A 24,950-nucleotide genomic window follows, 5' to 3' on the forward strand; every position below is an offset into this window, starting at 1 on the left:
CGGAAACCTGCGTGCAGTCCTGTTACGGGCCTGCATGTCCCAACCGCTCAGAGGCCTTCGATTGCTCCGGCGATTGGGGGCCTTCTCTATTTGCCGGATTCCACAACAAAAACAGGAGCTTTAACATTAGCGAGCCAAGAATCAATGAGCGTATCCGCGTCCCCGAGGTGCGGCTGGTCGGCCCTGCAGGTGAACAGGTAGGCATCGTCCGTATAGAGGATGCCCTGCGTCTGGCTGCCGAGTCCGACCTTGATCTCGTTGAAGTTGCACCTCAGGCGAAGCCTCCGGTGTGCAAGCTGATGGACTTCGGCAAGTACAAGTACGAGGCCGCAGTCAAGGCACGTGAAGCCCGGAAGAACCAGACCAACACCGTTCTGAAGGAAATCCGTTTCCGCCTGAAGATCGATACCCACGACTACGAGACCAAGCGCGGACACGCACTGCGCTTCCTCGGCGCCGGGGACAAGGTTAAGGCCATGATCCAGTTCCGCGGCCGTGAGCAGCAGCGCCCGGAGATGGGCATCCGCCTGCTCCAGCGCTTTGCGGACGACGTCGCTGAGGTGGGTGTGGTCGAGTCCAGCCCCCGCATCGACGGCCGAAACATGGTCATGGTGGTCGGCCCGCTGAAGAACAAGGCCGAAGCCAAGGCTGAAGCCCGCCGTGCGACGCAGCGTGCCGAGGCGAAGGCACAGAACGAAGCTAAGGCTGCCGGCCGGATCGATGTTTCCGGCAGCGACCAGGTGCCCATGACGCAGTCACTGGGCGACCTGCTGCCTGAAGGCTTCAAGGTCTCGGCAGAAGGGGAAGCACCCGCCGAGGCTCCCGAGCAGACGCCGGCGCCCGCCGTCGAGCCTGCGGAAGCCGAAGCACCCGCGAAGGCAGCTGAGGCTCCCAAGCAGGAGGCTCCCGAGCAGGAGGCTCCGAAGCAGGAGGCTCCCGAGCAGGAGGCTCCGAAGCAGGAAGCCCCCAAGCAGGAGGCTCCGAAGCAGAATGCTCCGAAGGCTGCCGCGCCGGCTGCGAAGCCGGCGGCAACGGAGAAGCCCGAGGCTGCACCGGCGGCTGCGGCGCCCAAGCCGGCAGCTGTTCCTGCGCCGCCTAAGCCGGTGGCCCGGCCTGCAGCGCCGAAGCCTGCTGCCCGCCCTGCTCCCAAGGCAGTGCCCAAGCCGGCCGGCAAGAAGACCACTTAGTTCACAGCTGCCGGAGGTTCATCCCGCCGGCAGTCAGCAACCAGCACGCCGCCCTTTGGGGCGGCTGCGCGATAGAGCTGCAGGCACAGCCTGCGGAAACGTAAGGAGATCGGTTCCCATGCCGAAGATGAAGACCCACAGCGGTGCTAAGAAGCGCTTCAAGCTGACCGGCAGCGGCAAGCTGCGCCGCCAGCAGGCCAACCGCCGCCACTACCTCGAGCACAAGTCGAGCCGGCTGACCCGCCGCCTTGCCGGCGACAAGATCGTCTTCAAGGGCGACGCCAAGGTCATCCGCAAGATGCTCGGCATCTAGTTTCCAAGTTCTTTGGTTGGCACCGGCTGGTGCCGGCCACCTGTTAAACACGCCTTCTCAGGCCGCCGGAAATCCGGCAGTAGACGCTTGGGATCAGATTTTGAAGGAGTACGCACGTGGCACGTGTGAAGAGGGCGGTCAACGCCCACAAGAAGCGCCGGGTTGTTCTTGAACGGGCAAAGGGCTACCGCGGACAGCGTTCGCGCCTGTACCGCAAGGCCAAAGAACAGCTGCTGCACTCGTTTGTGTACAGCTACGGCGACCGCAAGAAGAAGAAGGGCGACTTCCGCCGCCTCTGGATCCAGCGCATCAACGCTGCCTCCCGCGCCAACGGCCTGACCTACAACCGCCTCATCCAGGGCCTGAAGGCTGCTGAAGTTGAGGTCGACCGCCGCATGCTCGCAGAGCTGGCCGTCTCCGACGCCAACGCTTTCGCTGCGCTGGTCCAGGTCGCCAAGGACTCCCTGCCGGCCGACACTTCCGCCAGGAAAGTTGTTGCTGCCAAGTAGCACGTGGCTTTCCCCCTGATAGGGGGCAGTTCAGGAACGGGTGGCACCAGCCACTAGAGTTCTTCTATGAACAAAACCGGGCGCCCGCAAGATTCCGCACTGTCCAATCCCCGAGCTGATCGGGTCAGGGACGTGGCGAAGCTTGCCGGGCGCCCGGGCCGTTTAAAGCGCGGGCACTTCCTCGCGGAGGGGCCCCAGGCCGTGCGGGAGGCCTTGAAACTCCATCGGGAACGCCTCGCCGCAGGAGCCCCCGGCGTGGTCAGTGAAGTCTTCGCCAGCGAGGCCTGCCTGGACCGCTATCCCGAATTCGAGGAGCTGGCGGAAGGGACGAATGCCCGGCTTGCCACGGACGAGGTCCTGGCCGCCATGGCGGACACTGTCAACCCCCAGGGAATCATTGCAGTCTGCCGCTTCCTCGACGTGCCGCTTGAAGAAGTGCTCGACGCCGGACCCCGCCTGATTGCCGTGCTTTGCCAGGTCCGGGACCCGGGCAATGCCGGAACAGTCCTGAGGGCGGCGGACTCGGCTGGCGCCGACGCCGTGGTCCTCACTGCTTCCAGCGTGGACATCTACAATCCCAAGGCCGTCCGGTCCACAGCCGGTTCCCTGTTCCACCTTCCGGTGGTGCTGGGGGCTGATGCTGCCGGACTTGTTGCGGCCTGCAAGGCCCGTGGAATCGGAATCCTGGCAGCGGACGGCTACGGTACCTTGAACCTGGACGCGCTGCAGGACGAGAATGCCAGGCGAAGGCTCACGGGTGCCGGGCCGGAATCGGCCTACGACCTTGCTGCCCCCACAGCCTGGCTGTTCGGCAACGAGGCGCAGGGGCTCTCGACGGACGAGCTGGCGCTGGCGGACCACCGGGTTGCGGTCCCGGTTTACGGAGCCGCGGAAAGCCTAAACCTGGGTACCGCCGCAACGGTGTGCTTGTACGCGAGTGCGCGTTCGCAGCAGGGGGCTGCAGTCGCCACCTGATCCTGCTGGATGCTGCAAGGCCGGGAGCACGGGCACGAATAAAGGCCCCGGACTGTCCGGGGCCCTTGGTGCCGATGAAATTCAGTTGCCAGGACACATCAGGGTGCGCGGGTGGCTTTTCCGCGTCCGGTGATGGCTGCGTAGATGCCGGCAACAACCAGGCCGCCGACAATAGCGAGAATCCAGGTGCCGAGGTCAAAGAAGGCCAGATCGCCCCGGTTGAACAAGAGGCTGCCGATCCAGCCGCCAACGATTGCGCCCACCACGCCCAATACCAGGCTGGTGACCCAACCGCCGCCGACGCGTCCGGGCATGACCGCCTTGACGATGGCACCTACGATGAGGCCGAGAATAATCCAAGCAAGAAAACCCATGTCTCCTCCTTATGTTTACCGGGATTTAATCGTCCCGATGAGCCTCAAGCTAACATAACGGCCCCTTAATGTCAGCAGGCTTTACAGGCCGCCACCAGTGCATTCTGGTGGCCGCGGCGCGGACGTATTGGCGGGCGGAACCAAGGTCCGGGATCCCCAAATCGACCGTTCCGTGACCTTGAACGGGGGCAATGGTGGCTGCGGGTGGCGGAACCAGGGCAGTTGTTGCACCTCTTTCCGCCGGCCCGACTACCGCCGCCCCGGGATTGATGGCTTTCCTGCTGAGGGACACAGGGATCAGGCGGCCAGCGGCTTCCTGCCTTCCAGGATGCCGCTGACGACGGCGACGCCGAGCCCCAGGATGGCGAGGACGGCACCAACCAGCGCCGGCGCCACATAGCCCCAGCCCAACGCAATAACCAGCCCGCCGAGGAAGGCACCCAAGGCATTGGCGACGTTAAGCGCGGCGTGGTTCAGCGACGATGCCAGCGAAGGGGCATCAGGGGAGGCATCCAGCAGCCTGGTCTGGAGCGCGGGGATCAGCATGGACCCGGAAGCACCCACCACGAACACCATGGCGAAGGCCGACCAGGGCCAGTGCGCCGCCACCGCGTAGACCACCAGCGCCGCTGCTATGCCGGGCAGGACCGTGTAGAGGGTCCCCATGACCGACTTGTCGGCGATCCGGCCACCTACGATGTTGCCGGCCACCATGCCCAGGCCGTAAAGGGCCACCACCAGGGGAATCAACGACGACGGGATCCCGGCCACCATGGTCATGGTGTGCGCAATGTACGTGTATGTCGCGAAGAACCCACCAAACCCGACGACGCCGATCAGGATTGCCAGCCATACCTGCAGGCGTTTGAGCGCACCGAGCTCCCGCATGATGCTCGCATCAGGATGCGCCGCCTGGAAGGGGACGAACCGCCACACCAGGGCCAGTGTCAACAGCCCGAGGAACCCCACCAGGACAAAGAGCAGCCGCCAGCCGTAGGCCTGGCCCAGCCAGGTGGCGAACGGTACGCCAACGACGTTGGAAATGCTCAGCCCCGCCATCACCATGGATATTGCCCAGCCGCGCCGCGTGGGCGGAACCAGGGAAGCGGCGATGACCGCAGCCACACCAAAAAACGCACCATGGGGCAGTCCGGCAGCAAAACGGGACACCAGCATGGTGCCGTAATCCGGCGCCATGAATGAGGTCAGGTTGGCCAGAGTGAAGAACAGCATCAGGCCGAGCGCAAGATGCTTGCGGGGGAGCCGGGCACCCACCGCGGCAAGCAGCGGCGCGCCCACCACCACACCCAGGGCGTACGCGGAAATGAGGTGTCCGGCCTCGGGGGTGGTGATGCCAAGGCCCTGTTCCACTTCTTTCAGCAGGCCCATCATGGTGAACTCGGTGACGCCGATACCCACTCCGCCCATCGCAAGGGCAATGATGGCCATTGCCAGGTTGGGGGACGTGCGGGGGGCTGCCGTGGACGTGGAGAGGGCGCTGCTCATATGCCTGCTTTTCGACGAGGGGTGCTGACGGGACGACTGCTGCCACGGCGGCGGGGCGGGACGGACCGGATCCGTATGCGGAAACCCCGGACGGGGCAGTGGTATTCCCCATCCCGGGCGAAGGGGGCCGGTGCTCCCATTGTCCCCCTAGAATGAGGCGGTGACTGAACTGATACGGGTAGTGGGCGGAGCCATCGTCGACAGCCTGGCGGAACCGGCCAGGCTGCTGGCGGCGCGGCGGAGCGCACCGGAGAAACTTGCCGGGATGTGGGAATTCCCCGGCGGCAAGGTGGAGCCCGGCGAGGACCCGGAGGCAGCACTGGTCCGGGAGTTGTTCGAGGAACTGGGGGTCGGGGTCCGGCTGGGCCCGGAACTTTCTGCTGCCGGTGCCGACGGCTGGCCGTTGAACGAACGGGCCGCCATGAGGGTCTGGTTCGCGGAGGTCACCCGCGGCGAGCCACGGCCGCTGGAGGACCATGATGAACTTCGCTGGGTGCCGCTTGCCGATCCCAGCACGGTCCTGGGCCTGCCATGGATTCCTGCAGACTTCCCGATTGTCCGGGCGCTGCTGGAAACGGTGTCCGTGCCTGCAGGGGGACCCGCGGCCAGCCCGCGAAGCTAGAAAAGGGTTGGCTGCCCTGCTTGTCCGCCGGTCCGCACAGGTCCGGGCACATCGCTGCCGGCCGAAGCCTCCGGAATGATGCCGGCAGGGTACTCAGCTTCCTCGCCGCGGGGATCGTCCAGGTCCCGGTGGCTGAATCCCGAGGAATGTGTGAAGCCGTGCCGGGCCTTGAAGTAGCGGACCTTTCCGGCAAGCCAGGCGCGGTACTCCTTGGACGCGTAGGATCCGGATTCGTAGAGGCGGCGGTAGCGGCCCACAAGCTCCGGATGGTGGGCTGCAAGCCACTTCAGGAACCATTCCCGGGTCCCCGGTTTCAGGTACAGGGCTCCGGCGGTCACCCCTGTGGCGCCGGCCGCAGCCAGCGAGGCGAAGAGCGCGTCCAGTGCCTCATCGCTGTCCGAAAGCCACGGAAGGATAGGCATGGCCATCACTCCGCAGGGCAGGCCGGCCTCACGGAGCCGGGTCACCAGCTTCAGCCGTGCCCGGGGCCCCGGGGTGCCCGGTTCGACGGCTTCGGACAGGGCTTCGTTGGTCATGGCCAGCGATATTCCGATCCCCACCGGAACCTGCGTGGCCGCACTTTTCAGCAGTGGAACGTCGCGCGCCAGCAGTGTGCCCTTGGTGAGGATGGACAGGGGAGTGCCGGAATCGGCAAGCGCGGCGATGATGCCAGGCATCAGCCGGTACCGCCCCTCGGCACGCTGGTAAGGGTCCGTATTGGTGCCCAGTGCCACCTGCTGCCGGGTCCACGATGTTTTTGCCAACTCCTTGCGGAGGATCTCCGCCGCGTTCACCTTGACCACCACCTGGCTGTCGAAGTCCAGGCCGGCGTCGAAATCCAGGTAGGTATGGCTCTTCCGCGCGAAGCAGTAGACGCATGCGTGGCTGCAGCCCCGGTAAGGGTTCACAGTCCACTCAAACGGCATGCGCGAACCGGCGGGAACCCGGTTGAGCACCGATTTTGCGGTGACCTCGTGGAAGGTGATGCCGGCGAAATCGGGGGTAGTCACCGAGCGGACCAGGCCGGCGAGCGGAAGGAGCGCGGGAAGGGGCCCGCCGGTTTCGTCGGCGGGTGCCGGCACCAGTGCTTGCGCGTCCCATCTCATACGTCAATTCGAAAACATGTTCGAATGGATGTCAAGGCGGGGACTGATCAGGTGGCGGGTGCCTTGGCCAGTTCCCAGACCACAGTCACCGCCGTTTCCACCCGGGTTTCCCCCGGCTCAATGCCAACACTCTCCACCGCGCTTGCCCGCTGGAGGCCCGCCAGCGGGACCGGTCCCTGCCCGGGGCCGTGCTCGGTTACGGACACCACCGGCCCCAGGACGGCGGACGCCAGGCCGGCGAACTGTCGCGCGGCACGCAGGGCGTCCTCCCAGGCGGCAGCCCGCGCACGCTCTCTCACTTCGGAGTCGTCGGCAAGGGTGAGCTGGACGTTGTTGAGCCGCACATCATTGCCGCCGGCGTGGACAGCCTGTGCGATGAGGCCGGACGCGGGCGCAGGGTCGCGCAGTCGGACAGCCAAGGTGCTTGCTGCAACATAACCTGTCACCTGCTGGCCTCCGCCTTCGCGCCACACAAGGTCCGCCCGCACGGTCAGGCCTGTTGTCCGCGTGTCCGCCGCGGCAATGCCATGGGCGCGGAAGACCTCCGTAACCGAGGCCAGGGCGGCGCCGGCAGCGGAATAGGCGGCGTCGACGGACGACGCGCGGGACTCCACGCCGAGGGAAACGAGCATCAGGTCCGGGACGGCTTCCGCCCATCCGGTCCCTGTTACCGTGACAGTACCGGCAGGGCCGTTCTGTTCCAGGCTGCCCGCGGTGCCCACCGTCACGCCGCTGCTTCCGGATAACCCGCGGTCCTGCCCAAACCGGCCGGGGTGGGCGTGCGGGAAGGGTACCCTCCGGCCGCGAGGCCCGCATGCCGCTCGAAGACATTCGCCGTTCCCGGATTCCCGGTCCGAAGGAAGGACCAGCCCGCTGCCAGAAGATACAGCGGAAGGAAAGGCATCCCGCAGCACCAGGCATACTGCGTGCAATGCCTTTCCTCGTGGCCCAGCAATGCGGGCATGGACAGCAGTTCCTCGGCCGGACCGCGGCACAGCACCACGTTTCCGAGGGCAAAGGCCCGGGCGAACGGTAAACGCCAGCCGTACCCGCCGGCCAGGACCAGTCCGCGCGGCCCCGCGGCCAGGCGCGTGCGTGCCGCGACGGCAACCGCAAGTCCCAGAACGGTGCTGCCATTGGCCAGGTTCGCTGCCCGCCGGAGCCGCTGGGCAGCGGTCAGCGGTGGCAGGGATCCGGGGCTCCGCCGCAGTGTCATGAGGCCATGGTAGCCGGAGGGTTCAATTAGACTGGAGGGCAGTGGCCGCCGGTTTTGCCGGTGGGCCCTGACCTGGTCATTGAATGAGCTGAATTTGAGTTCATTCATCCATGACCTGCCAGTGACGGAAGCGCCGCCGGGAGACCGAGCAGGGTGCCCCGCTCACCGGCAGCCACGACTCGTAGCTAAGAACAGTAGATGACTGAAACTTTGCCGGGCGCCGCTGCACCGAACCCCACGGATGAAGCCGCCATCAACGCCGCTGTAGACCAGGCCATCACCGCCATTGCCGGTGCGGCCACCCTTGACGAGCTGAAGGCGGTGAGGCTCGCGCACACCGGGGAGAAGTCCCCGCTCAGCCTTGCCAACCGTGAAATCGGCAGGCTGCCGAAAGACCAGAAGGCGCTCGCCGGCAAACTGATGGGCGCGTCCCGCGGCCGGGTCAACAAGGCGCTCGCCGACCGCACGGCTGTGCTTGAGGCGGAAAACGACGCGCGGATCCTCCTTGAGGAGACCGTTGACGTCACGGCAGCTCCCCGCCGCCGTCGCGCCGGTGCCCGGCACCCGCTGTCCACCCTCCAGGACCGCGTGGCGGACATCTTCGTGGGCATGGGCTGGGAAATCGCCGAGGGCCCCGAAGTGGAATCCGAATGGTTCAACTTCGACGCATTGAACTTCAAGCCGGACCACCCGGCCCGTGAAATGCAGGACACGTTCTTCGTGGAGCCCCCGGAAGCCCACCTGCTGATGCGCACTCATACCTCCCCCGTGCAGGTGCGCTCCATGCTGGAGCGCGAGGTGCCCATCTACGTGCTCTGCCCGGGCAAGGTCTTCCGCACGGACGAACTGGATGCCACGCACACCCCGGTGTTCCACCAGTTCGAGGGCCTGGCAATCGACAGGAACCTCAGCATGGCGGACCTCCGCGGCACCCTGGAGCACTTCGCCCGCCAGATGTTCGGCGACGAGGCCCAGATCCGCCTGCGTCCCAACTACTTCCCCTTCACCGAGCCGTCCGCAGAGCTGGACATCTTCCACCCGGGCGCCAAGGGCGGCCCGCGCTGGATCGAATGGGGCGGCTGTGGCATGGTCAACCCCAACGTGCTCCGCGCCGCGGGAATAGACCCGGACGTCTATTCAGGTTTTGCCTTCGGCATGGGCATCGAACGGACCCTCATGTTCCGCAATGAGGTGGGCGACATGCGCGACATGATCGAAGGCGATGTACGTTTCAGCGAGCACTTCGGGATGGAGATCTAACAGTGCGTATCCCACTTTCCTGGCTGCGTGAATTCGCAGAAGTACCGGCCGGAGCAACGGCCGAAGACGTCATGGCCGAGCTGGTCAAGGTCGGTTTCGAAGAAGAGGACGTGCACCGTCCCACGGACGCCCTGCAGGGCCCCATCGTGGTGGGCCAGGTCCTGAGCCTGGTCAAGGAACCGCAGACCAACGGCAAGACCATTAACTGGTGCCAGGTCCGGGTTGTCCCCGAAGGGCAGGAGCAGACGCTCACCGGCAAGGGCATCGACCCATCCGGCGTGCAGGGCATCATCTGCGGCGCGCACAACTTCGTGGAAGGCGACAAGGTGGTGGTCACCCTTCCAGGCGCCGTGCTGCCCGGCAACTTCCAGATTTCCGCCCGCAAAACCTACGGCCACCTTTCCGCCGGCATGATCGCCTCCGTGCGGGAACTGGGCATCGGCGATGACCACGACGGCATCCTGGTGCTGTCCCGCATCGGTCTGGACCCGGAGGTGGGCACTGACGCCATGGAGCTCCTGGGCCTCTACGACCAGGCTGCCGAAATCAACGTCACCCCGGACCGTGGCTATGCCTTCTCCATCCGGGGCGTTGCCCGCGAATACGCGCACGCCACCGGCACCGCCTTCACGGACCCCGCCGCCAGGGTGCAGGTCCCGGCTGAGGTTTCCGGCGGCTATGGCGTCAAGCTGAACGACGACGCGCCCATCTACGGCAAGCCCGGCTGCGACCGCTTTGTGGCACGCACCGTCCGCGGCGTGGATGCCACCCGCCCCACCCCGCCATGGATGGTGTCCCGGCTGCGGCTTGCCGGCATCCGGTCCATCTCACTGCCGGTGGACATCTCCAACTACGTCATGCTCGAGCTGGGCCAGCCCACGCACTGCTATGACCTGGACAAGCTGACCGGCGACATCGTAGTGCGGCGCGCCGCCGCCGGTGAGAAGATCACCACCCTGGATGACAAGGAACGCACGCTCGACGCCGAGGACCTGCTCATCACGGACGACTCCGGCGCCATCGGCATTGCCGGCGTCATGGGCGGGGCGGCAACCGAGGTGGGCGGTTCGACGACGAACATCCTCGTGGAGGCGGCGCACTTTGACGAGGTTTCCATCGCCCGGTCGCGGCGCCGGCACAGGCTGCCGTCCGAAGCGTCCAAGCGGTTCGAGCGCGGCGTCGACTGGCAGGTGGCCGGGGTTGCTGCGCAGCGCGTGGTGGACCTCCTGGTGGAGCTGGCAGGCGGCACTGCCGATGCGACGGGCACGGACGTGGGCACCGCCCCGGACACCGTCACCATCGAGCTGCCCGCGGCCTTCGCTGCCGCGCGGATCGGCATCGACTTCACCGAGGAGCAGATCGTCACGTCCCTGGAGGACCTGGGCGCGGCAGTGGTCAAGAACGACGGCGGCTGGACCGTCACCGCCCCGAGCTGGCGCAACGATCTGGAGACCAAGGAAGACCTTTCAGAGGAAATCGCCCGGCTGGTGGGCTACGACAAGATCCCCGCCACCTTGCCCGTGGCACCTCCGGGCCGGGGCCTGACCCGCGTGCAGCAGCAGCGCCGCCGCCTGGTCCAGGCGCTGGCGGACGCCGGGCTCACCGAAGTGCTGTCCTACCCGTTCGTCTCCAAGGCAGCCAATGACACCTTCGGGGCGGCAGAGGAGGGTGCCGCCCGTGCGGCCGTTAAGCTGGCCAACCCCATCAGCGAGGAGCAGGGCTTCCTTCGCACCTCTATCCTGCCGGGACTGATCGAGGTGGCAAAGCGCAACCATTCGCGCGGCTTCCGCGACCTCGCGCTCTTCGAGTCCGGGCTGGTGTTCCTGCCTGGAGAAACCGTGGGCACGGCCTCCATCCCGCCGCTGGGTGCCAAGCCCGCCGACGAGGTGCTGGATGCGCTGTACGACGGCGTCCCTGCCCAGCCGTTCCACGTCGCCGCAGTCCTGACCGGCCACGATTCGCCGGCCGCCGCAGCCCACGCCCCCCGGGTATGGGACTGGGCGGACGCGCTGGACATAGCCCGCCTCGCCGGCGACGTGCTGGGTGTTGAACTGGTGGTGGCGCAGGGAAGCCACCAGGCGTTCCACCCTGGCCGGGCCGCGCGGCTGTCGCTGCGGACCGGTGAAGTGGTGGGCTACGCGGGCGAACTGCACCCCAAGCTGCTTGCTGCCGCGGACATGCCCGCGCGGTCCGTGGCCCTCGAAATCAACGCCGACGCGCTGTTCGAGGCCGCACCGGACGTGATTGTGGCCCGCCACATCTCCCCGTTCCCGGTGGCCACCCAGGATGTGGCGCTCGTGGTTCCCGCCGATGTTCCTGCGGATGACGTGCTGGCCGCGCTCCGTGAGGGCGCCGGTGAACTGCTGGAGGACGTTGCACTCTTCGACGTCTACGCGGGCAAGGGCATAGAGGACGGCAAGAAGTCGCTGGCTTTCGGGCTGCGCTTCCGCGCCGCGGACCGGACACTGACAGCCGACGAGGCATCGGCCGCGCGTGAAAGCGCCGTGGCCCTCGCCAGTGAACGGTTCGGGGCAGTCCAGCGCTAGCGGCAGTCCGGACGGCGTTTTCCTGGGCGGGCGGCATGACATCACAGCTTGTGGTGCGTGCCGTCCCGCCCTTTGCAGTGCCGGGGGAGTTGGAACGGGTCCGCCGCGACGCGGGGAACATCCTGGATGGCTCCGAACTGGACAGGGCACGGGCCATGGCTCCCGAGGCGCGCGACCTGTTCCTCGCCGGGCGCCTGGAGCAGCGGCTGTTCGTGGCCCGTCTCCTGTCCGTGCCCGCCACACGCCTGGCCGCCAGCTACAGTTGCCCTGCCTGCGGCAGCGGACCGGATGTCGGCCACGGCCGCCCGGGCTACCTGCTCGACGGCCGGCCGGCGCGGCTGGCGCTCAGCGCCTCCCGGGCAGCCGGATGGACGCTGCTGGCAGCCGTGGTTGGCGCGGCGCCGGGGCTCCGGTTGGGAGTGGACGTGGAGGATCCAGCGCGGACTGGCTTCAATGGCTTCGCGGGGCTTGCGCTCACGCCTGCCGAGGTGCTGGCGCTGCAGCGCTTTTCCGGCGACGCGCTGCTGGTTGAACGGGCCCGCCTGTGGGTCCGCAAGGAAGCCTGGCTCAAGATGACCGGGGACGGGCTGCGCACTGCACCGTCCGCACTGGACGTGCTGGCGCGTGAGGAGGTCCGGGACCTGGCCCCAGCCGAGACCGGCCTGCCCGCCCGCCTGGCGGCCGCCGTCGCGCTGTCCGCCCACGTGGGCCCCACCAGGTGGCCTCTCCTACGCTGCCTCTCCTAGGTGGCCTTTCCCAGCGGCAGGGGCGGTAGTGCTTCCTCGTAGAGCCACGGATGCAGCAGCAACTCTGCGTCCACAGCTGTAGCCCTGTTGACGGCGAGCATGAAGTCGTGCGTGCTGACCGAGCCGTGCCGGTGGTCGGCGGCCCATTCCTGCAGCAGGGCGAAGAACGCGAGGTCACCGCACGCCACCCGGACCGCATGCACGGCCATCGCCCCCCGCTTATAGACGCGGTCATCGAACATGTGCTCCGGACCGGGATCGCCCACCAGGATGTCCTGCGCGTCCGCCTTCAGCCGGCGCCAAGCGGCCTCGGCGCGGGCGGCCACGGTCATGACTCCCGCTTCCTCGGACCAGATCCATTCCGCGTAGCAGGCAAAGCCCTCGTGCAGCCAGATGTCCTGCCACGATGCGGCCGTCAGGGAGTTTCCGAACCACTGATGCGAGAGCTCGTGGGCAATCAGCCGCTGCGACTCCCAGTCCTGGTCCAGGTGGTTGGGCCCCATGATGGACAGGCCCTGGGCCTCCAGGGGGATTTCCAGCTCGTCCTCCGTCACCACCACCGTGTACCCGGGAAACGGGTAGGGGCCGAAGCAACTGATGAACGTCCGCATCATGGCCGGCTGCAGGGCCAACCCCGCCCGCGCCCGGTCGGCAAGGGCCGGGGAAACAGCCACGTGCTGCGGCACCGCGCCGGCCTGCCGCCCCGTTTCCAGCTCGAACAGCCCGTACCGGCCGATCTGCACCGTGGCAAGGTAGGTGGCCATGGGCTCGGCCTGCTCGTAGACCCAGGTCTCCCGGCTGGAGCGGATGGTGCGGGACTGCAAAACGCCATTGCAGACCGCCCGGTAATTCGTATCCGTGGTGACGGTGAACCGGTAGCTGGCCTTGTCCCGGGGGTGGTCGTTGCAGGGGAACCAGGACGGCGCGCCGTTGGGCTGCCCCGCCACCAGGACACCGTCGGACAGCTCCTCCCAGCCCACCTCACCCCAGAGTCCGCGCCGCGGCGCCGGGTTGCCCCCGTACCGGATATCCAGCGTGAAGCGCTGCCCGGGCCGGAGGGCGGCCTGCGCAACCACCACCAGCTGCCCGGCGCGCTGGCTGAAACGCCCCGCATTCCGCCCGTCCAGCTGCACCTTGGCGGCGCGCAGGTTGTCCGCCAGGTCCAGGACGATGGCCGACGCCGGTGCCTGGGCGACGCCGTACAGCACCACCCTGCCGCTGAGCCGGTTGCTGCTGACCTTGTAGTCAAGCTCCAGCTCGTAGCGCTCAACCCGGTACGCGTTGCTGCCGGCCCCGGGCAGGTAGGGGTCCGGGGCTGCGAGCGTGGCTGCCGGGACGCCTTCGCCCGCTTCTGCTGGAAAACTCATCAATACCTTTGGTCGTTCAAAGCTGGGCGGGCCCTCTCCACGGGCTCACGGGGTTGCCCATCCAGTAGGTCCCGGCAGGCACCGTTTCGCCGCGCATCACCAGGGATGCCGGGCCCACCGTGCCACCGGCTCCAATAGCGGCCTGCGGAAGGATCACCCCGTGCGGGCCCATCGTTGCCCCGTCCTCGAGCGTAACAGCGTCCATGCTCATCACCCGGTCGTGGAAGAGGTGCGTCTGTACCACGCAGCCACGGTTGACGGTGGCGTTCCGGCCCAAAGTCACCAGGTCCGCCTCCGGCAGCCAGTAGCTCTCGCACCAGGCGCCGGCGCCGATTTTGGCGCCCAGGGCGCGCAGCCACCAGACCAGTGCAGGCGTGCCAGTGGCAGCGCGGGCAAACCACGGCGCGCTGACCATTTCGATGAAGGTGTCCACCAACTCATTGCGCCAGATGAAGGAACTCCACAGCGGGTGCTCGCCTGCCCGGATCCGGCCGACCAGCAACCACTTGGCGAGTACCGATGCGCCGGCTGCCGCGGCGCCGGCCAGCAGCATGACCACCCCGCTGAGGAGGGCGGCTGCACCGTAGTTGAACAACGTGGCGAGTTGGTCAAAGGCCAGCATGATGCCGCCGGCAATCGCCACCGAGAGTGCCACGGGCACAAACCTGCCTGCCTCCCACAGCGCGCGGGCAACCTTTAACCGGAGTGGCGGCTGGTAGGTACGGGTGTCATCAGAGGCGATGGCCGTCCGGCGCAGCCGGACCGGGGGGCTGCCCAGCCACGATGTGCCGGACTTCGCCTTGGCCGGGGTAGCAGAAAGGACCGCCACCAGGGAGTTCTTGGGCACGCTCCGGCCGGCAGCGGTCATACCCGAGTTGCCCAGGAAGGAGCGTTTGCCGATCTTGGCCGGCGCCACACGCAGCCAGCCGCCGTCAAGCTCGTACGAGGCCACCATGGTGTCGTCCGCCAGGAAGGCACCCTCGCCCACCGTGGTCATTTTGGGGATGAGCAGCACCGTGGACGCTTCCACGTTCCTGCCGATTTTCGCGCCCAGCAGGCGCAGCCACACGGGCGTGAACAGGCTCGCATAAATGGGGAACAGCAGGTCCCGGGCAAGGTCCAGGACGCGCTCGGTAGCCCAGACCTGCCACCCCACCCGGCTGCGGACCCGGTGGTAGCCCTCGGTGAGGCCGATGCCCAGGAGCCGGGTGGCGGCCAGGACCAGCAGTGCGTTGGTCACGAACCAGGCCAGGGCTGCGGCGGGAATGGCCAGTGCCAGGCCGGGAAGAGCTTCGGACAGCGACCTACTGCCCTGGATGAACAGGAACGCCACGCCCAGGGCGGTTGCCGCGGACAGGTACGGAAGAACCGCGAGGCATGCCGACGCCGCGGCGAAACCGGCAAACCAGAGCCGCGCCTGCAATGGCGTCTGGGCAGGCGCTTGCGGCAGGGCACGCTTTGCCTTGCCGCGCCGCTGCGCAGGGGAACCGGCCACCAGCTGGCCCGCCTTGACCTTGCCCAGCACAGCGGAGCCGGCTTCCACCTGCGCACCGGCGCCGATCGCTGCACCAGGCATCAGGGTGCTGCGGGCTCCCACCGTGACCCCGGCGCCGATGCGGATGGCTCCGATGTGCACGTTGTCGCCGTCGATCCACCAGCCCGAAAGGTCAACCTCGGGCTCCACGTTGGCGCCGCTGCCCATGGACAGCAGTCCGGTGACGGGCGGCAAGGAGTGGAGCTGGACGTCCCTGCCGATCCTGGCTCCCAGCGCCCTGGCATAGGAAGGGACCCAGGGCGCGCTGGCCAGGCTGATGGCACCGGAGAGGTCCTGGATCTGCTCAGCCAGCCAGAGGCGCAGATGGACGCGCCCGGAGCGCGGATAGGTGCCCGGCCTGACACCCCGCAGCAGGAACCTGGCAGCGGCCACGGAGAGCAGCATCCGGCCGGGAGGGCTGACAAAAACCAGCCAGGACGTTGCCACCCACCACCAGGAAACAGTAGGTGCCGCCGTGAACCCGGCAAGCGCGGCGAGCACATTGTTGGCGGCCATGAGGTAGGTCAGCCACCGCATCCCCACAAGGATGTGCAGCGGCGCCCCCATCAGCGTCTGGAAAACCTGGGACTTCCGGGCGGTGGGCCGAACCAGGCGGTCGGGCGCCGGTCCGGTGCCGCCCTCGGGCAGGGACAGCCGGGCCGCTTCCACCAGGGCGCCCACCCGGGGAGTTGCGTAGATGTCTGCCACCGTGATGGTCGGGTAACGCACCCGCAGGGCGGACACCAGCTGTGCTGCCGAGAGCGAGCCGCCGCCATAGGCGAAAAAGTCGGCGTCGAGTGACGTCGCGGGGCTGCCCAGGACCGCGCTCCACTGTTCCACGATCCAGGCGGCGTCATCTGGCAGGTTCAGCGGTGCGGCGCCAGCCTCCGCGGCTCCGGCGCCGGCAAGGGGCCAGGGGAGGGCATGGCGGTCCACCTTGCCGCTGGTTTTGGTGGGCAGCGAGTCAACCACGGAGAGCAGCGGCACCAGGGCGGACGGCAGGCTCGCGGCCAGCTGCTCCCTGGCAGCGGCCAGGTCCAGGTGCTGCCCGGATACCGGGGCCAGGTAGCCCACCAGGATCTGGTTGCCTGCTGCCGTTGTCCGGACGGCCGCGGCGGCGCCTGCAACATGGGGGAGGGACTGCAGGGCGGCATCCACCTCGCCCAGTTCGATCCTGCGGCCGCCAAGCTTGACCTGCTCATCGGCCCGGCCCTGGAAGATCAGGCCGGCTTCCTCGAACCGGACCAGGTCACCGGAACGGTAGGCCCGTTCCCAGCCCAGGCTTGGCATCGGCGCATATTTCTCCGCATCCTTGGCCGGATCAAGGTAACGGGCCAGGCCAACGCCGCCAATGATCAGCTCACCCACTTCGCCTTCGGCCACTGGCACGGCGTTTCCGTCCACGACTGCCAGGTCCCAGCCGTCGAGCGGCAGGCCGATCCGCACCGGCCCAGGCCCGCCCAGCGGCGCAGCGCATGCCACCACGGTGGCTTCGGTGGGGCCATAGGTGTTCCAGACCTCCCGGCCCTCCACGGCCAGGCGCCCGGCGAGCTCGGGCGGGCACGCCTCACCGCCGAAGATCAGCAGGCGGACGTTCTCAAGCGACTCGGCGGGCCACAGCGCCGCAAGCGTGGGGACCGTGGAGACGGCGGTAATTCCGTGGTTGATCAGCCAAGGGCCCAGGTCCATGCCGGTCCGCACCAGAGCCCGGGGGGCGGGGACCAGGCATGCCCCGTGGCGCCACGCAAGCCACATCTCCTCGCAGGACGCGTCGAACGCCACCGAAAGCCCGGCCAGGACCCGGTCCTGGGGGCCCAGGGGCTCATCCCGGAGGAAGATCCTTGCCTCGGCGTCCACAAAGGCGGCGGCAGAGCGGTGGCTGACGGCAACACCCTTCGGCGTGCCGGTGGAACCCGAGGTGAAGATAACCCATGCGTCGTCGTCGGGCGCAGGCGGCCGGGCGCCGGCGAACGGTGCGGTGCGTGCAGCAGCGGCAGGTTCCGGGGTGCGGAGCACGCCCCCGGCTTCCAGCACGCCGGCCACCCGGGCTTCACTGAAGACCAGCCGGGCACGTTCGTCGGGATCGTCCGCGTCCACCGGGACGTACACCGCTCCCACAAGGAGTACGGCGAGGATGTAAACGTAGAGCTCATTGGTCCCGGACGGAATCCGGACGCCGATCTTGTCGCCTGCACCAAGCCCTGCCTGGTGCAGCCGCAGTGCCGCCGCCCGGACTTCATCCATCAGTTGCGCGTAGCTGAGGGAGCCATGGCCGTCATCCAGGGCAGAAGCCTCAGGGAAGCGGGCGGCAGTGTCCTCTAGGATGTCGATCAATGTCCGGGCCGGGGGAGCGGCCAGGGAACCCGGCATCTGGGGCGCGAAGGTGGAAGGGGCATCCTCAAGGGGGACCTGCTGCTGAGTCACTTGGGCATTTTGCCTGTGCCAGGTGAACAGAAGGTGTACCGGCCGGCCGGACACCGCACCCGTGCCGTCCACGGTTCACCTGCCGTTCAGGCAGGGTGTGCCGCTCCGCATTGCGGCACCCGGCCACCGGGGACCGCCCGCCTACGGAACCAGAAGCACCTTGCCGGTGGTGCGGCGCCCTTCGAGGTCCCGGTGGGCCTGGGCCGCCTCGACCAGCGGGTAGCGTGCCCCGATCCGGACCTTCAGGCTGCCGTCAGCCGCGGCGGCGAAAATTTCGTCCGAGCGCCAGCGCCGTTCCGCCGCGTCCCGTACGTAGTGCCCGATGGTGGGCCTGGTCAGGAACAGCGAGCCGCCGAGCCTCAGCTGCTGTGGATCCATTGGGGGTACAGGGCCGGAGGCAGCGCCGAAGAGGACCAGCATGCCGCGGACCCGCAAGGCGGCAAGTGAACCGTCAAAAGTGTCCTTTCCCACGCCGTCGTACACCACGTCGGCGCCGGTGCCGCCGGTAATTTCCCTCACCCGCTCGGCGAAGCCGTCATAGCGCAGAACGTGGTCTGCACCGGCCCCGAGGGCAAGCTGTTCCTTTTCATCAGTGGAGACGGTGGTAATGACTTCTGCCCCGCGGGCCTTGAGCAGCTGTGTCAGGAGCAATCCCACGCCGCCGGCGCCCGCGTGCAACAGCACGGTGTGCCCCGGCTCCACCTTGAACGTGGAGTTCATCAGGAAGTGCGCCGTGATGCCCTGCAGTGGCAGTGCCGCGGCGGTGAAGTCATCGACGCCCGCCGGTACCGGCAGCGCCGCGTCTTCATCCACCACGGCGTAATCGGCGTAGCAGTTGTTTCCTTCAGCCGTGGCGATCCTGTCGCCGACCGTGAAGCCGGTGACTCCTTCGCCTACTGCTTCCACCGAGCCCGCGGCTTCGGATCCGGGCGTGAAGGGGAACGGGCCCGGGTACACCCCACTGCGCTTATACGTGTCGATGAAGTTGACGCCGGCCGCCCCCACCTTGATCAGCAGCTGGCCGGGTCCCGGGACCGGACGCTCCACATTCGCGTACTCGAGTACTTCCGGTCCGCCTGCCTGCCGTGCGACGATTGCGTGCGTCATTGCTCCCCTTTCCCGGACCCGGCGCTTCCGGCTCCGGCTTGCTGCAACCATCCTAGGGATACCCGGAAGCCGGGCACCAAGCCATGTATAAATATCGGCTTCTATGCATAACTATTGCTGTATAGTCGAAGGCATGACTATTTCTGTTGCAGTCTCTGGCGCCAGCGGGTACGCCGGGGGAGAGGTCCTCCGCCTCCTGGCCGGACATCCGGACGTCACCATCGGCGCCATCACGGCCCACAGCAACGCCGGGTCCCGGCTCGGTGAAGTACAGCCCCACCTGCACGGGCTCGCCAGCCGCATCCTGGAAGACACTACGGTGGACAACCTGTCAGGCCACGACGTCGTGTTCCTGGCGCTGCCGCACGGCGCCTCCGCAGAGATCGCCGCCCAACTGCCTGAAGGGACGGTGGTGATCGACGCTGGCGCCGACCACCGCCTGCAGGACCCGGCCGCGTGGGAGAAGTTCTACGGGTCCGCCCACGCCGGCACCTGGCCGTATGGCCTTCCCGAGCTGCCGGGCCAGCGCGAGGCGCTCAAGGGCGCGACGCGCATCGCCGTGCCCGGCTGCTACCCGACGTCCGCCCTGCTTGCCCTGACGCCCGGTTTCGCTGCCGGCCTGCTGCAGCCCGACGACGTCGTCATCGTTTCCGCGTCCGGCACCTCCGGTGCGGGCAAAGCCGCGAAGGTCAACCTCATCGGCGCCGAAGTGATGGGCTCCATGAGCCCCTACGGCGTGGGTGGCGGGCACCGCCACACCCCGGAAATCGAGCAGGGGCTGTCCAACGCCGCCGGCGAACAGGTCACGGTGTCCTTTACGCCCACCCTGGCGCCCATGAGCCGCGGCATCCTGACCACGGCAACGGCGAAGGTAAAGCCGCAGGCGGGGGGCGGCAGCACGGCCGAACAGCTGCGGCAGGCCTGGTCTGACGCCTACGAGGACGAACCGTTCGTACACCTGCTGCCCGAGGGCCAGTGGCCGGGAACCAAGTCCGTGCAGGGATCGAACCACGCCGCAATGCAGCTGGCCTTCGACGCCCACACGGGCCGCGTCATCGTCACCTGCGTCATTGACAACCTCACCAAGGGCACGGCCGGTGGCGCCGTCCAGTCCATGAACGTCGCACTCGGCCTGCAGGAAACCGCCGGCCTCGACCTGCAGGGAGTAGCCCCGTGACCATCACCGCACCCCAGGGATTCCGGGCCGCCGGCGTCACCGCCGGACTCAAGGCTTCCGGCAAACCGGACCTTGCACTGGTGGTCAATGACGGTCCGTCCAAGGCCGCCGCAGCCGTGTTCACCAGCAACCGTGTGGCCGCCGCTCCCGTCCATTGGTCCCGCCAGGTGGTCTCCGACGGCCGGGTTGACGCCGTGGTACTGAACTCCGGCGGCGCCAACGCCTGCACCGGGCCCATCGGCTTCCAGAACACGCACAGCACCGCCGAGAAAGTGGCCGAAGTCCTGGAGATCTCGGCCACCGACGTCTTCGTCTGCTCTACCGGCCTGATCGGCGAGCAGCTGCCCATGGACAAGATCCTCCCAGGTGTGGAGACCGCCGCCGCAGCGCTCAGCACCGACGGCGGACCGGCGGCCGGTACCGCCATCATGACCACCGACTCGGTGCCCAAGTCAGCGCTGTTCATCGGCACCGACGCGGACGGCCAGGAATTCACCATCGGCGGCATCGCGAAGGGAGCCGGCATGCTGGCACCCGGCCTGGCCACCATGCTGGTGGTGCTGACCACCGATGCTGCGGTGGAACCGGAACTGCTCGACGTCGCCCTCCGGGACTCCACCCGCGTCACCTTTGACCGTGCCGATTCCGACGGCTGCATGTCCACCAATGACACCGTGGTCCTGCTGTCCTCCGGAGCTTCGGGGGCAGTGCCGTCCGCAGAGGTCTTCACCACCGGCCTGACCAAGGTCTGCGCCGAACTGGCACGGAAACTCATCGCGGATGCCGAAGGCGCCAGCCACGACATCGCCATCCGGACCTTCAACGCTGCCAGCGAAGCAGACGCCGAGGCCGTCAGCCGCTCCGTCGCCCGGTCCAACCTCTTCAAGGCAGCGATTTTCGGCAAAGACCCCAACTGGGGCCGCGTGCTCTCCGCGGTGGGCACTACCGACGCCGCCTTCGAGCCGGACCAGCTCAACGTGGCAATGAACGGCGTCCAGATCTGCCGCAACGGCAGCATCGGCGACGACCGCAGCCTGGTAGACCTGGAACCCCGCGAGGTCCTGGTGGAAATCGACCTGCAGGCCGGCGACGCGGAAGCAACCATCTGGACGAATGACCTCACCCACGACTACGTGCACGAGAACAGCGCGTACTCCAGCTAGCGCCTGCGCATCCATCACCGATCCCCGCGGAAGAGACAGCATGAACACCCAAACGCGCGAGACAACCAGCATGTCCGACGCCCAGGCCAAGGCCGCGACGCTGATCGAGGCCCTGCCCTGGATCCAGCGCTTTGCCGGCACCACGATGGTGGTCAAGTATGGCGGCAACGCCATGGTCAACGACGAACTCCGCCAGGCGTTCGCAGAGGACATCGTCTTCCTGCACCACGTGGGCATCCACCCTGTGGTGGTGCACGGCGGCGGGCCGCAGATCAACTCCATGCTGGGCCGGCTGGGCATCGAATCAGAATTCAAGGGCGGCCTGCGCGTTACCACCCCGGAGGCCATGGACGTGGTCCGGATGGTCCTCACCGGACAGGTGGGCCGGGAACTGGTGGGCCTCATCAACTCCCACGGCCCCTACGCCGTCGGCATGTCCGGCGAAGACGGCGGCCTGCTGCGCGCCGTGCGCACCGGGACGGTCGTGGACGGAGAAGAGGTGGACCTGGGACTCGTCGGTGAGGTGGTCGGCGTCGACCCCACCGGTGTCCTGGACATCCTCGATGCAGGCCGCATCCCGGTGATCTCCACGGTGGCACCGGAAATTGTCGACGGCGGTGACGGCGTTGCGGGCGCCGCACGGTTCCAGCCCACCGGGCAGGTGCTGAACGTCAACGCGGACACCGCGGCGGCCGCCGTAGCCTCCGCGCTGGGAGCTTCGAAGCTGGTAATCCTCACCGACGTCGAGGGCCTGTACGCCAACTGGCCGGACAAGTCGTCCCTGATCTCCTCCCTCACGGCCTCCGAGCTGCGGGACATGCTGCCCCGGCTCGAGTCGGGCATGATCCCCAAGATGGCCGCCTGCCTCAAGGCCATCGACGAGGGCGTGGAGCGGGCGCACATCGTGGACGGGCGGTTGCCCCATTCCATGCTTCTGGAAACCTTCACCACCGCCGGAATCGGCACCCAGGTGGTCCCCGACGAGGAAGAGGACGCATGAACACGATGGAGAACCTGGACAAGCTCGATCACCGGAGTCCGGTGACGGAACTGGTCGAAACCACCGGGCACGCCGGTTCCGAGTGGCTCTCCCGCTACTCGGACTCGCTCATGGGCGTCTTCGGTACCCCGCAGCGCGTCCTGGTCCGCGGCGCCGGCTGCCTGGTGTGGGACGCCGACGGCAAGGAGTACCTGGACCTGCTGGGCGGCATTGCCGTTAACGCCCTGGGCCACGCCCATCCGTTCGTGACGTCGGTCATTGCCAGCCAGTTGTCCACCCTGGGCCACGTTTCCAACTTCTTCACCAGCCCCACCCAGATCGCCCTGGCCGAGAAGCTCCTGGCCCTCACGCAGGCTCCGGCCGGGTCCAAAGTGTTCTTCACCAACTCCGGCACCGAGGCGAATGAAGCAGCCTTCAAGCTCGCCCGCCGCAATACAGGTCGCAGCAACACCAAGCGGACCAAAATCATCGCCCTCGAAGGTGCCTTCCACGGCCGGACCATGGGTGCCCTCGCCCTGACCGCCAAGGAAGCCTACCGGGCGCCGTTCGAGCCGCTGCCCGGCGGTGTGGTGCACATCCCGTTCGGCGACGTCGAGGCACTCAAAGCCGCCGTTGATGAAACCGTCGCGGCGGTCTTCCTGGAGCCGATCCAGGGGGAGGCCGGCGTCCGTCCCCTGCCCGCAGGGTACCTCCAGGCAGCACGGGAGCTGACTGCCAGGGTTGGTGCACTCCTGATCCTGGATGAGGTCCAGACCGGCATCGGCCGGACCGGCAAATGGCTTGCCAGCGAGGACGCCGGGATCATCCCCGATGCCATCACCCTGGCCAAGGGCCTGGGCGGCGGCTTCCCCGTTGGTGCCCTGGTGACGATGGGCGGGCAGACATCGTCGTTGCTGTCCGCCGGCCAGCACGGCACCACCTTCGGCGGCAACCCGGTGGCGACCGCCGCCGCGCTCGCCACCCTGCACGCCATCGAAAGCCAGCACGTCCTGGCCAACGCCACTGCGGTGGGCAAGCACCTCCGCTCCGCGCTTGCCGTGCTGCCCGGCATCACGGAGGTCCGGGGCGAAGGCCTGCTGATCGGCTTCGACCTGGACACCGACGTGGCACCCGCCGTGGTGCAGGCAGCCCTGGATGCGGGCTTCATCGTCAACAGCCCCGGACCGCGCACCATCCGCCTGGCGCCGCCGCTGGTCCTCACCACGGCGCAGGCAGACTCCTTCCTCGCCGCCTTCCCGGCAATCCTCCAGACTGCAAAGGACGCCCAGTGACTCCTGCATCTACCCGGCACTTCCTCAAGGACACTGACCTGGCCCCTGCCGAGCAGGCAGAGGTCCTGGAGCTGGCTGTCCGCATGAAGGCTGCCCCCTACAGCGTCCAGCCCTTCGCGGCGGACGGCGGCGGCCGCAAGACCGTCGCGGTGATCTTCGACAAGACATCCACCCGGACCCGGGTCTCCTTTGCCACCGGCATTGCCGACATGGGCGGCAACGCCCTGATCATCAACCCGGGTGAGGCACAGATCGGCCACAAGGAATCCGTGGAGGACACCGCGAAGGTCCTGGAGCGGATGGTCTCCACGATCGTCTGGCGCACCGGCGCGCATGCCGGGCTGACGGCGATGGCGGAGAACTCCCGGGTCCCGGTCATCAACGCGCTCTGCGACGACTACCACCCTTGCCAGCTCCTGGCGGACCTGCTGACCGTGAAAGAGCACAAGGGCAGGCTCAAGGGGCTCACCATGAGCTACCTCGGCGACGCCGCCAACAACATGGCGAACTCCTACCTGCTGGCCGGGGTTACCGCCGGTATGCACGTCCGCATCGCGGGCCCCGAAGGCTACCTGCCCGCTGCGGACATCGTGGCCGCTGCCGAGGAACGGGCCGCCCTCACCGGCGGCTCGGTCCTGATCACCGCCGACGCCGCAAAAGCCCTCCAGGGCGCCGACGTGGTGGCCACCGACACCTGGGTGTCCATGGGCCAGGAAGCCGAGAAGGAAGCCCGGATGCAGCTGTTCCGGAACTACTCGGTGGATGAGGAAGCCATGGCACTCGCTGCGCATGACGCCGTCGTGCTGCACTGCCTCCCGGCCTACCGGGGCTACGAAATCTCCGCCGGTGTCATCGACGGCCCGCAGTCCATCGTCTGGGACGAGGCGGAAAACCGGCTCCACGCCCAGAAGGCCCTGATGGCCTGGCTCATGCACCGCTCCGGCCTTGCCTTCGTCGACGGACTGGCTCCCGTCGAAGGCACCGGGGAGAGCACGTTCTAGTGACCGCCCAGCCCGTGTCCCCGGGCTCCAGCCCGGCCACGAAGACTGCCCGCCAGGCCCGCATCACCGCCATCCTGACGAACCAGTCGGTGCGTTCCCAGGCGGAGCTTGCGGCCCTGCTCGCTGACGACGGCGTGCAGGTCACCCAGGCCACCTTGTCCCGGGACCTGGTGGAACTCGGGGCCGTCAGGGTCCGGGGCAAAGAAGGCGTCCTGGTGTACGCAGTCCCCGGCGAAGGGGGCGAGCGTGCCGCCAAGACCGGCGTGAGCCAGGAGATCCTGGACGCCCGGCTCGCCCGGCTGTGCAGCGAGCTGCTGGTCACGGCGGAAGCGTCGGCCAACATCGTGGTTCTCCGGACCCCGCCGGGTGCCGCGAACTTCCTGGCTCTGGCCATCGACCACTCGGTGATGCCCTCCATCCTGGGGACAATCGCCGGCGACGACACCGTGCTGCTGGTCTCCCGGGACCCGCAGGGCGGCCAGGACCTCGCAGCCCGCTTCCTGCAATTGGCTGAGGAAGCCGGGCAATAAGCTTGAAGACAATATC

The 24,950-nt window shown here is 67.7% G+C and carries 22 protein-coding genes; 14 read left to right on the top strand and 8 right to left on the bottom strand.

The window, feature by feature from the left end:
* Positions 1-167 precede the first annotated feature (167 nt).
* From infC to AC5RUU_RS04385, 4 genes are all read left to right on the top strand, one after another.
* On the top strand, positions 168-1,187 hold the full coding sequence (gene infC / locus AC5RUU_RS04370) for a translation initiation factor IF-3 (RefSeq protein ID WP_493973982.1): 1,020 nt from the start codon (positions 168-170) through the stop codon (positions 1,185-1,187).
* A 118-nt stretch (positions 1,188-1,305) separates the two neighbouring features.
* Positions 1,306-1,500, top strand: a complete 195-nt coding sequence (gene rpmI / locus AC5RUU_RS04375) for a 50S ribosomal protein L35 (protein WP_009358635.1) — start codon at positions 1,306-1,308, stop codon at positions 1,498-1,500.
* Positions 1,501-1,616: 116 nt separating this feature from the next.
* Positions 1,617-2,009: a 50S ribosomal protein L20 gene (gene rplT, locus AC5RUU_RS04380; RefSeq protein ID WP_493973983.1), complete on the top strand. Its 393-nt coding sequence runs from the start codon at positions 1,617-1,619 to the stop codon at positions 2,007-2,009.
* Between the two features lie 66 nt (positions 2,010-2,075).
* Positions 2,076-2,984, top strand: a complete 909-nt coding sequence (locus tag AC5RUU_RS04385; RefSeq protein ID WP_493973984.1) for a TrmH family RNA methyltransferase — start codon at positions 2,076-2,078, stop codon at positions 2,982-2,984.
* Between the two features lie 98 nt (positions 2,985-3,082).
* Here the strand turns inward: AC5RUU_RS04385 and AC5RUU_RS04390 are convergent, their stop codons facing one another.
* Both AC5RUU_RS04390 and AC5RUU_RS04395 read right to left on the bottom strand, forming a co-directional pair.
* Positions 3,083-3,358 (bottom strand): GlsB/YeaQ/YmgE family stress response membrane protein, encoded by a 276-nt coding sequence (locus tag AC5RUU_RS04390; protein ID WP_493973985.1) that lies wholly within the window; start codon positions 3,356-3,358, stop codon positions 3,083-3,085.
* Between the two features lie 297 nt (positions 3,359-3,655).
* A complete protein-coding gene (locus tag AC5RUU_RS04395; protein WP_493973986.1) occupies positions 3,656-4,864 on the bottom strand; it encodes an MFS transporter in 1,209 nt (402 codons plus the stop codon).
* 160 nt (positions 4,865-5,024) lie between these two features.
* On the opposite strand from AC5RUU_RS04395, the gene AC5RUU_RS04400 reads away from it, so the two are divergent.
* On the top strand, positions 5,025-5,486 hold the full coding sequence (locus AC5RUU_RS04400) for a (deoxy)nucleoside triphosphate pyrophosphohydrolase (protein ID WP_493973987.1): 462 nt from the start codon (positions 5,025-5,027) through the stop codon (positions 5,484-5,486).
* On the opposite strand, the gene AC5RUU_RS04405 is transcribed toward AC5RUU_RS04400, so the two are convergent.
* The 3 genes from AC5RUU_RS04405 to AC5RUU_RS04415 are packed head-to-tail and all read right to left on the bottom strand — an operon-like array spanning position 5,483 to position 7,808.
* Positions 5,483-6,592 (bottom strand): Rv2578c family radical SAM protein, encoded by a 1,110-nt coding sequence (locus AC5RUU_RS04405; RefSeq protein WP_493973988.1) that lies wholly within the window; start codon positions 6,590-6,592, stop codon positions 5,483-5,485. The two genes, AC5RUU_RS04400 and AC5RUU_RS04405, sit on opposite strands and share 4 nt — an antisense overlap.
* A 47-nt stretch (positions 6,593-6,639) precedes the next feature.
* Positions 6,640-7,320 (bottom strand): SIMPL domain-containing protein, encoded by a 681-nt coding sequence (locus AC5RUU_RS04410; RefSeq protein ID WP_493973989.1) that lies wholly within the window; start codon positions 7,318-7,320, stop codon positions 6,640-6,642.
* Positions 7,317-7,808: a hypothetical protein gene (locus AC5RUU_RS04415; protein WP_493973990.1), complete on the bottom strand. Its 492-nt coding sequence runs from the start codon at positions 7,806-7,808 to the stop codon at positions 7,317-7,319. Before AC5RUU_RS04415 ends, AC5RUU_RS04410 begins: the two co-directional genes overlap by 4 nt.
* A gap of 198 nt (positions 7,809-8,006) precedes the next feature.
* Between AC5RUU_RS04415 and pheS the strand changes: the two genes are divergently transcribed.
* From pheS to AC5RUU_RS04430, 3 genes are read left to right on the top strand one after another with little or no spacing between them, the layout of a single operon-like run.
* Positions 8,007-9,068, top strand: a complete 1,062-nt coding sequence (pheS, locus tag AC5RUU_RS04420; RefSeq protein ID WP_493973991.1) for a phenylalanine--tRNA ligase subunit alpha — start codon at positions 8,007-8,009, stop codon at positions 9,066-9,068.
* A gap of 2 nt (positions 9,069-9,070) precedes the next feature.
* The gene (gene pheT, locus AC5RUU_RS04425; RefSeq protein ID WP_493973992.1) at positions 9,071-11,614 is read left to right on the top strand and encodes a phenylalanine--tRNA ligase subunit beta; all 2,544 of its coding nucleotides are present in this window, start codon (positions 9,071-9,073) and stop codon (positions 11,612-11,614) included.
* Positions 11,615-11,649: 35 nt separating this feature from the next.
* Complete coding sequence (locus AC5RUU_RS04430; protein ID WP_493973993.1) at positions 11,650-12,360, top strand: 4'-phosphopantetheinyl transferase family protein; 711 nt, start codon at positions 11,650-11,652, stop codon at positions 12,358-12,360.
* Here the strand turns inward: AC5RUU_RS04430 and AC5RUU_RS04435 are convergent.
* The 3 genes from AC5RUU_RS04435 to AC5RUU_RS04445 all read right to left on the bottom strand — a co-directional run bounded on the left by AC5RUU_RS04435 (position 12,357) and on the right by AC5RUU_RS04445 (position 18,792).
* Positions 12,357-13,727 (bottom strand): M1 family metallopeptidase, encoded by a 1,371-nt coding sequence (locus tag AC5RUU_RS04435; protein WP_493973994.1) that lies wholly within the window; start codon positions 13,725-13,727, stop codon positions 12,357-12,359. The two genes, AC5RUU_RS04430 and AC5RUU_RS04435, sit on opposite strands and share 4 nt — an antisense overlap.
* A 16-nt stretch (positions 13,728-13,743) precedes the next feature.
* The gene (locus AC5RUU_RS04440; RefSeq protein ID WP_493974024.1) at positions 13,744-17,631 is read right to left on the bottom strand and encodes a Pls/PosA family non-ribosomal peptide synthetase; all 3,888 of its coding nucleotides are present in this window, start codon (positions 17,629-17,631) and stop codon (positions 13,744-13,746) included.
* Between the two features lie 195 nt (positions 17,632-17,826).
* Entirely contained in the window at positions 17,827-18,792 is a 966-nt protein-coding gene (locus AC5RUU_RS04445; protein WP_493973995.1) for a quinone oxidoreductase family protein, read from the bottom strand.
* 133 nt (positions 18,793-18,925) lie between these two features.
* Between AC5RUU_RS04445 and argC the strand changes: the two genes are divergently transcribed.
* Genes argC through AC5RUU_RS04475 form a run of 6 tightly spaced genes read left to right on the top strand, consistent with a single transcriptional unit; the run spans position 18,926 to position 24,934 of the window.
* A complete protein-coding gene (gene argC, locus AC5RUU_RS04450; protein WP_493973996.1) occupies positions 18,926-19,969 on the top strand; it encodes an N-acetyl-gamma-glutamyl-phosphate reductase in 1,044 nt (347 codons plus the stop codon).
* Positions 19,966-21,132, top strand: coding sequence for a bifunctional glutamate N-acetyltransferase/amino-acid acetyltransferase ArgJ (argJ, locus tag AC5RUU_RS04455; RefSeq protein WP_493973997.1), 1,167 nt, complete (start codon positions 19,966-19,968; stop codon positions 21,130-21,132). The genes argC and argJ overlap by 4 nt, the downstream gene beginning before the upstream one ends.
* A gap of 40 nt (positions 21,133-21,172) precedes the next feature.
* Entirely contained in the window at positions 21,173-22,132 is a 960-nt protein-coding gene (gene argB / locus AC5RUU_RS04460; RefSeq protein ID WP_493973998.1) for an acetylglutamate kinase, read from the top strand.
* The gene (locus AC5RUU_RS04465) at positions 22,129-23,403 is read left to right on the top strand and encodes an acetylornithine transaminase (protein WP_493973999.1); all 1,275 of its coding nucleotides are present in this window, start codon (positions 22,129-22,131) and stop codon (positions 23,401-23,403) included. The genes argB and AC5RUU_RS04465 overlap by 4 nt, the downstream gene beginning before the upstream one ends.
* Positions 23,400-24,404, top strand: coding sequence for an ornithine carbamoyltransferase (argF, locus tag AC5RUU_RS04470; RefSeq protein ID WP_493974000.1), 1,005 nt, complete (start codon positions 23,400-23,402; stop codon positions 24,402-24,404). Before AC5RUU_RS04465 ends, argF begins: the two co-directional genes overlap by 4 nt.
* Positions 24,404-24,934 carry an arginine repressor gene (locus AC5RUU_RS04475; protein ID WP_493974001.1) on the top strand — a complete coding sequence of 177 codons (531 nt, stop codon included), beginning with the start codon at positions 24,404-24,406 and terminating at the stop codon, positions 24,932-24,934. The genes argF and AC5RUU_RS04475 overlap by 1 nt, the downstream gene beginning before the upstream one ends.
* The last annotated feature ends 16 nt before the right edge of the window (positions 24,935-24,950 follow it).

The organism is Arthrobacter sp. K4-10C (genome assembly GCF_059090085.1).

Excerpts from the sequence above, each read along its gene's own strand:
- argC (WP_493973996.1), top strand. The coding sequence starts at position 18,926 with ATGACTATTTCTGTTGCAGTCTCTGGCGCCAGCGGGTACGCCGGGGGA.
- AC5RUU_RS04445 (WP_493973995.1), bottom strand. The coding sequence starts at position 18,792 with ATGACGCACGCAATCGTCGCACGGCAGGCAGGCGGACCGGAAGTACTC.
- rpmI (WP_009358635.1), top strand. The coding sequence starts at position 1,306 with ATGCCGAAGATGAAGACCCACAGCGGTGCTAAGAAGCGCTTCAAGCTG.
- AC5RUU_RS04405 (WP_493973988.1), bottom strand. The coding sequence starts at position 6,592 with ATGAGATGGGACGCGCAAGCACTGGTGCCGGCACCCGCCGACGAAACC.
- AC5RUU_RS04395 (WP_493973986.1), bottom strand. The coding sequence starts at position 4,864 with ATGAGCAGCGCCCTCTCCACGTCCACGGCAGCCCCCCGCACGTCCCCC.
- AC5RUU_RS04385 (WP_493973984.1), top strand. The coding sequence starts at position 2,076 with ATGAACAAAACCGGGCGCCCGCAAGATTCCGCACTGTCCAATCCCCGA.
- AC5RUU_RS04390 (WP_493973985.1), bottom strand. The coding sequence starts at position 3,358 with ATGGGTTTTCTTGCTTGGATTATTCTCGGCCTCATCGTAGGTGCCATC.
- AC5RUU_RS04440 (WP_493974024.1), bottom strand. The coding sequence starts at position 17,631 with ATGCCGGGTTCCCTGGCCGCTCCCCCGGCCCGGACATTGATCGACATC.
- pheS (WP_493973991.1), top strand. The coding sequence starts at position 8,007 with ATGACTGAAACTTTGCCGGGCGCCGCTGCACCGAACCCCACGGATGAA.
- AC5RUU_RS04465 (WP_493973999.1), top strand. The coding sequence starts at position 22,129 with ATGAACACGATGGAGAACCTGGACAAGCTCGATCACCGGAGTCCGGTG.
- argB (WP_493973998.1), top strand. The coding sequence starts at position 21,173 with ATGAACACCCAAACGCGCGAGACAACCAGCATGTCCGACGCCCAGGCC.
- AC5RUU_RS04415 (WP_493973990.1), bottom strand. The coding sequence starts at position 7,808 with ATGACACTGCGGCGGAGCCCCGGATCCCTGCCACCGCTGACCGCTGCC.
- AC5RUU_RS04435 (WP_493973994.1), bottom strand. The coding sequence starts at position 13,727 with ATGAGTTTTCCAGCAGAAGCGGGCGAAGGCGTCCCGGCAGCCACGCTC.
- AC5RUU_RS04430 (WP_493973993.1), top strand. The coding sequence starts at position 11,650 with ATGACATCACAGCTTGTGGTGCGTGCCGTCCCGCCCTTTGCAGTGCCG.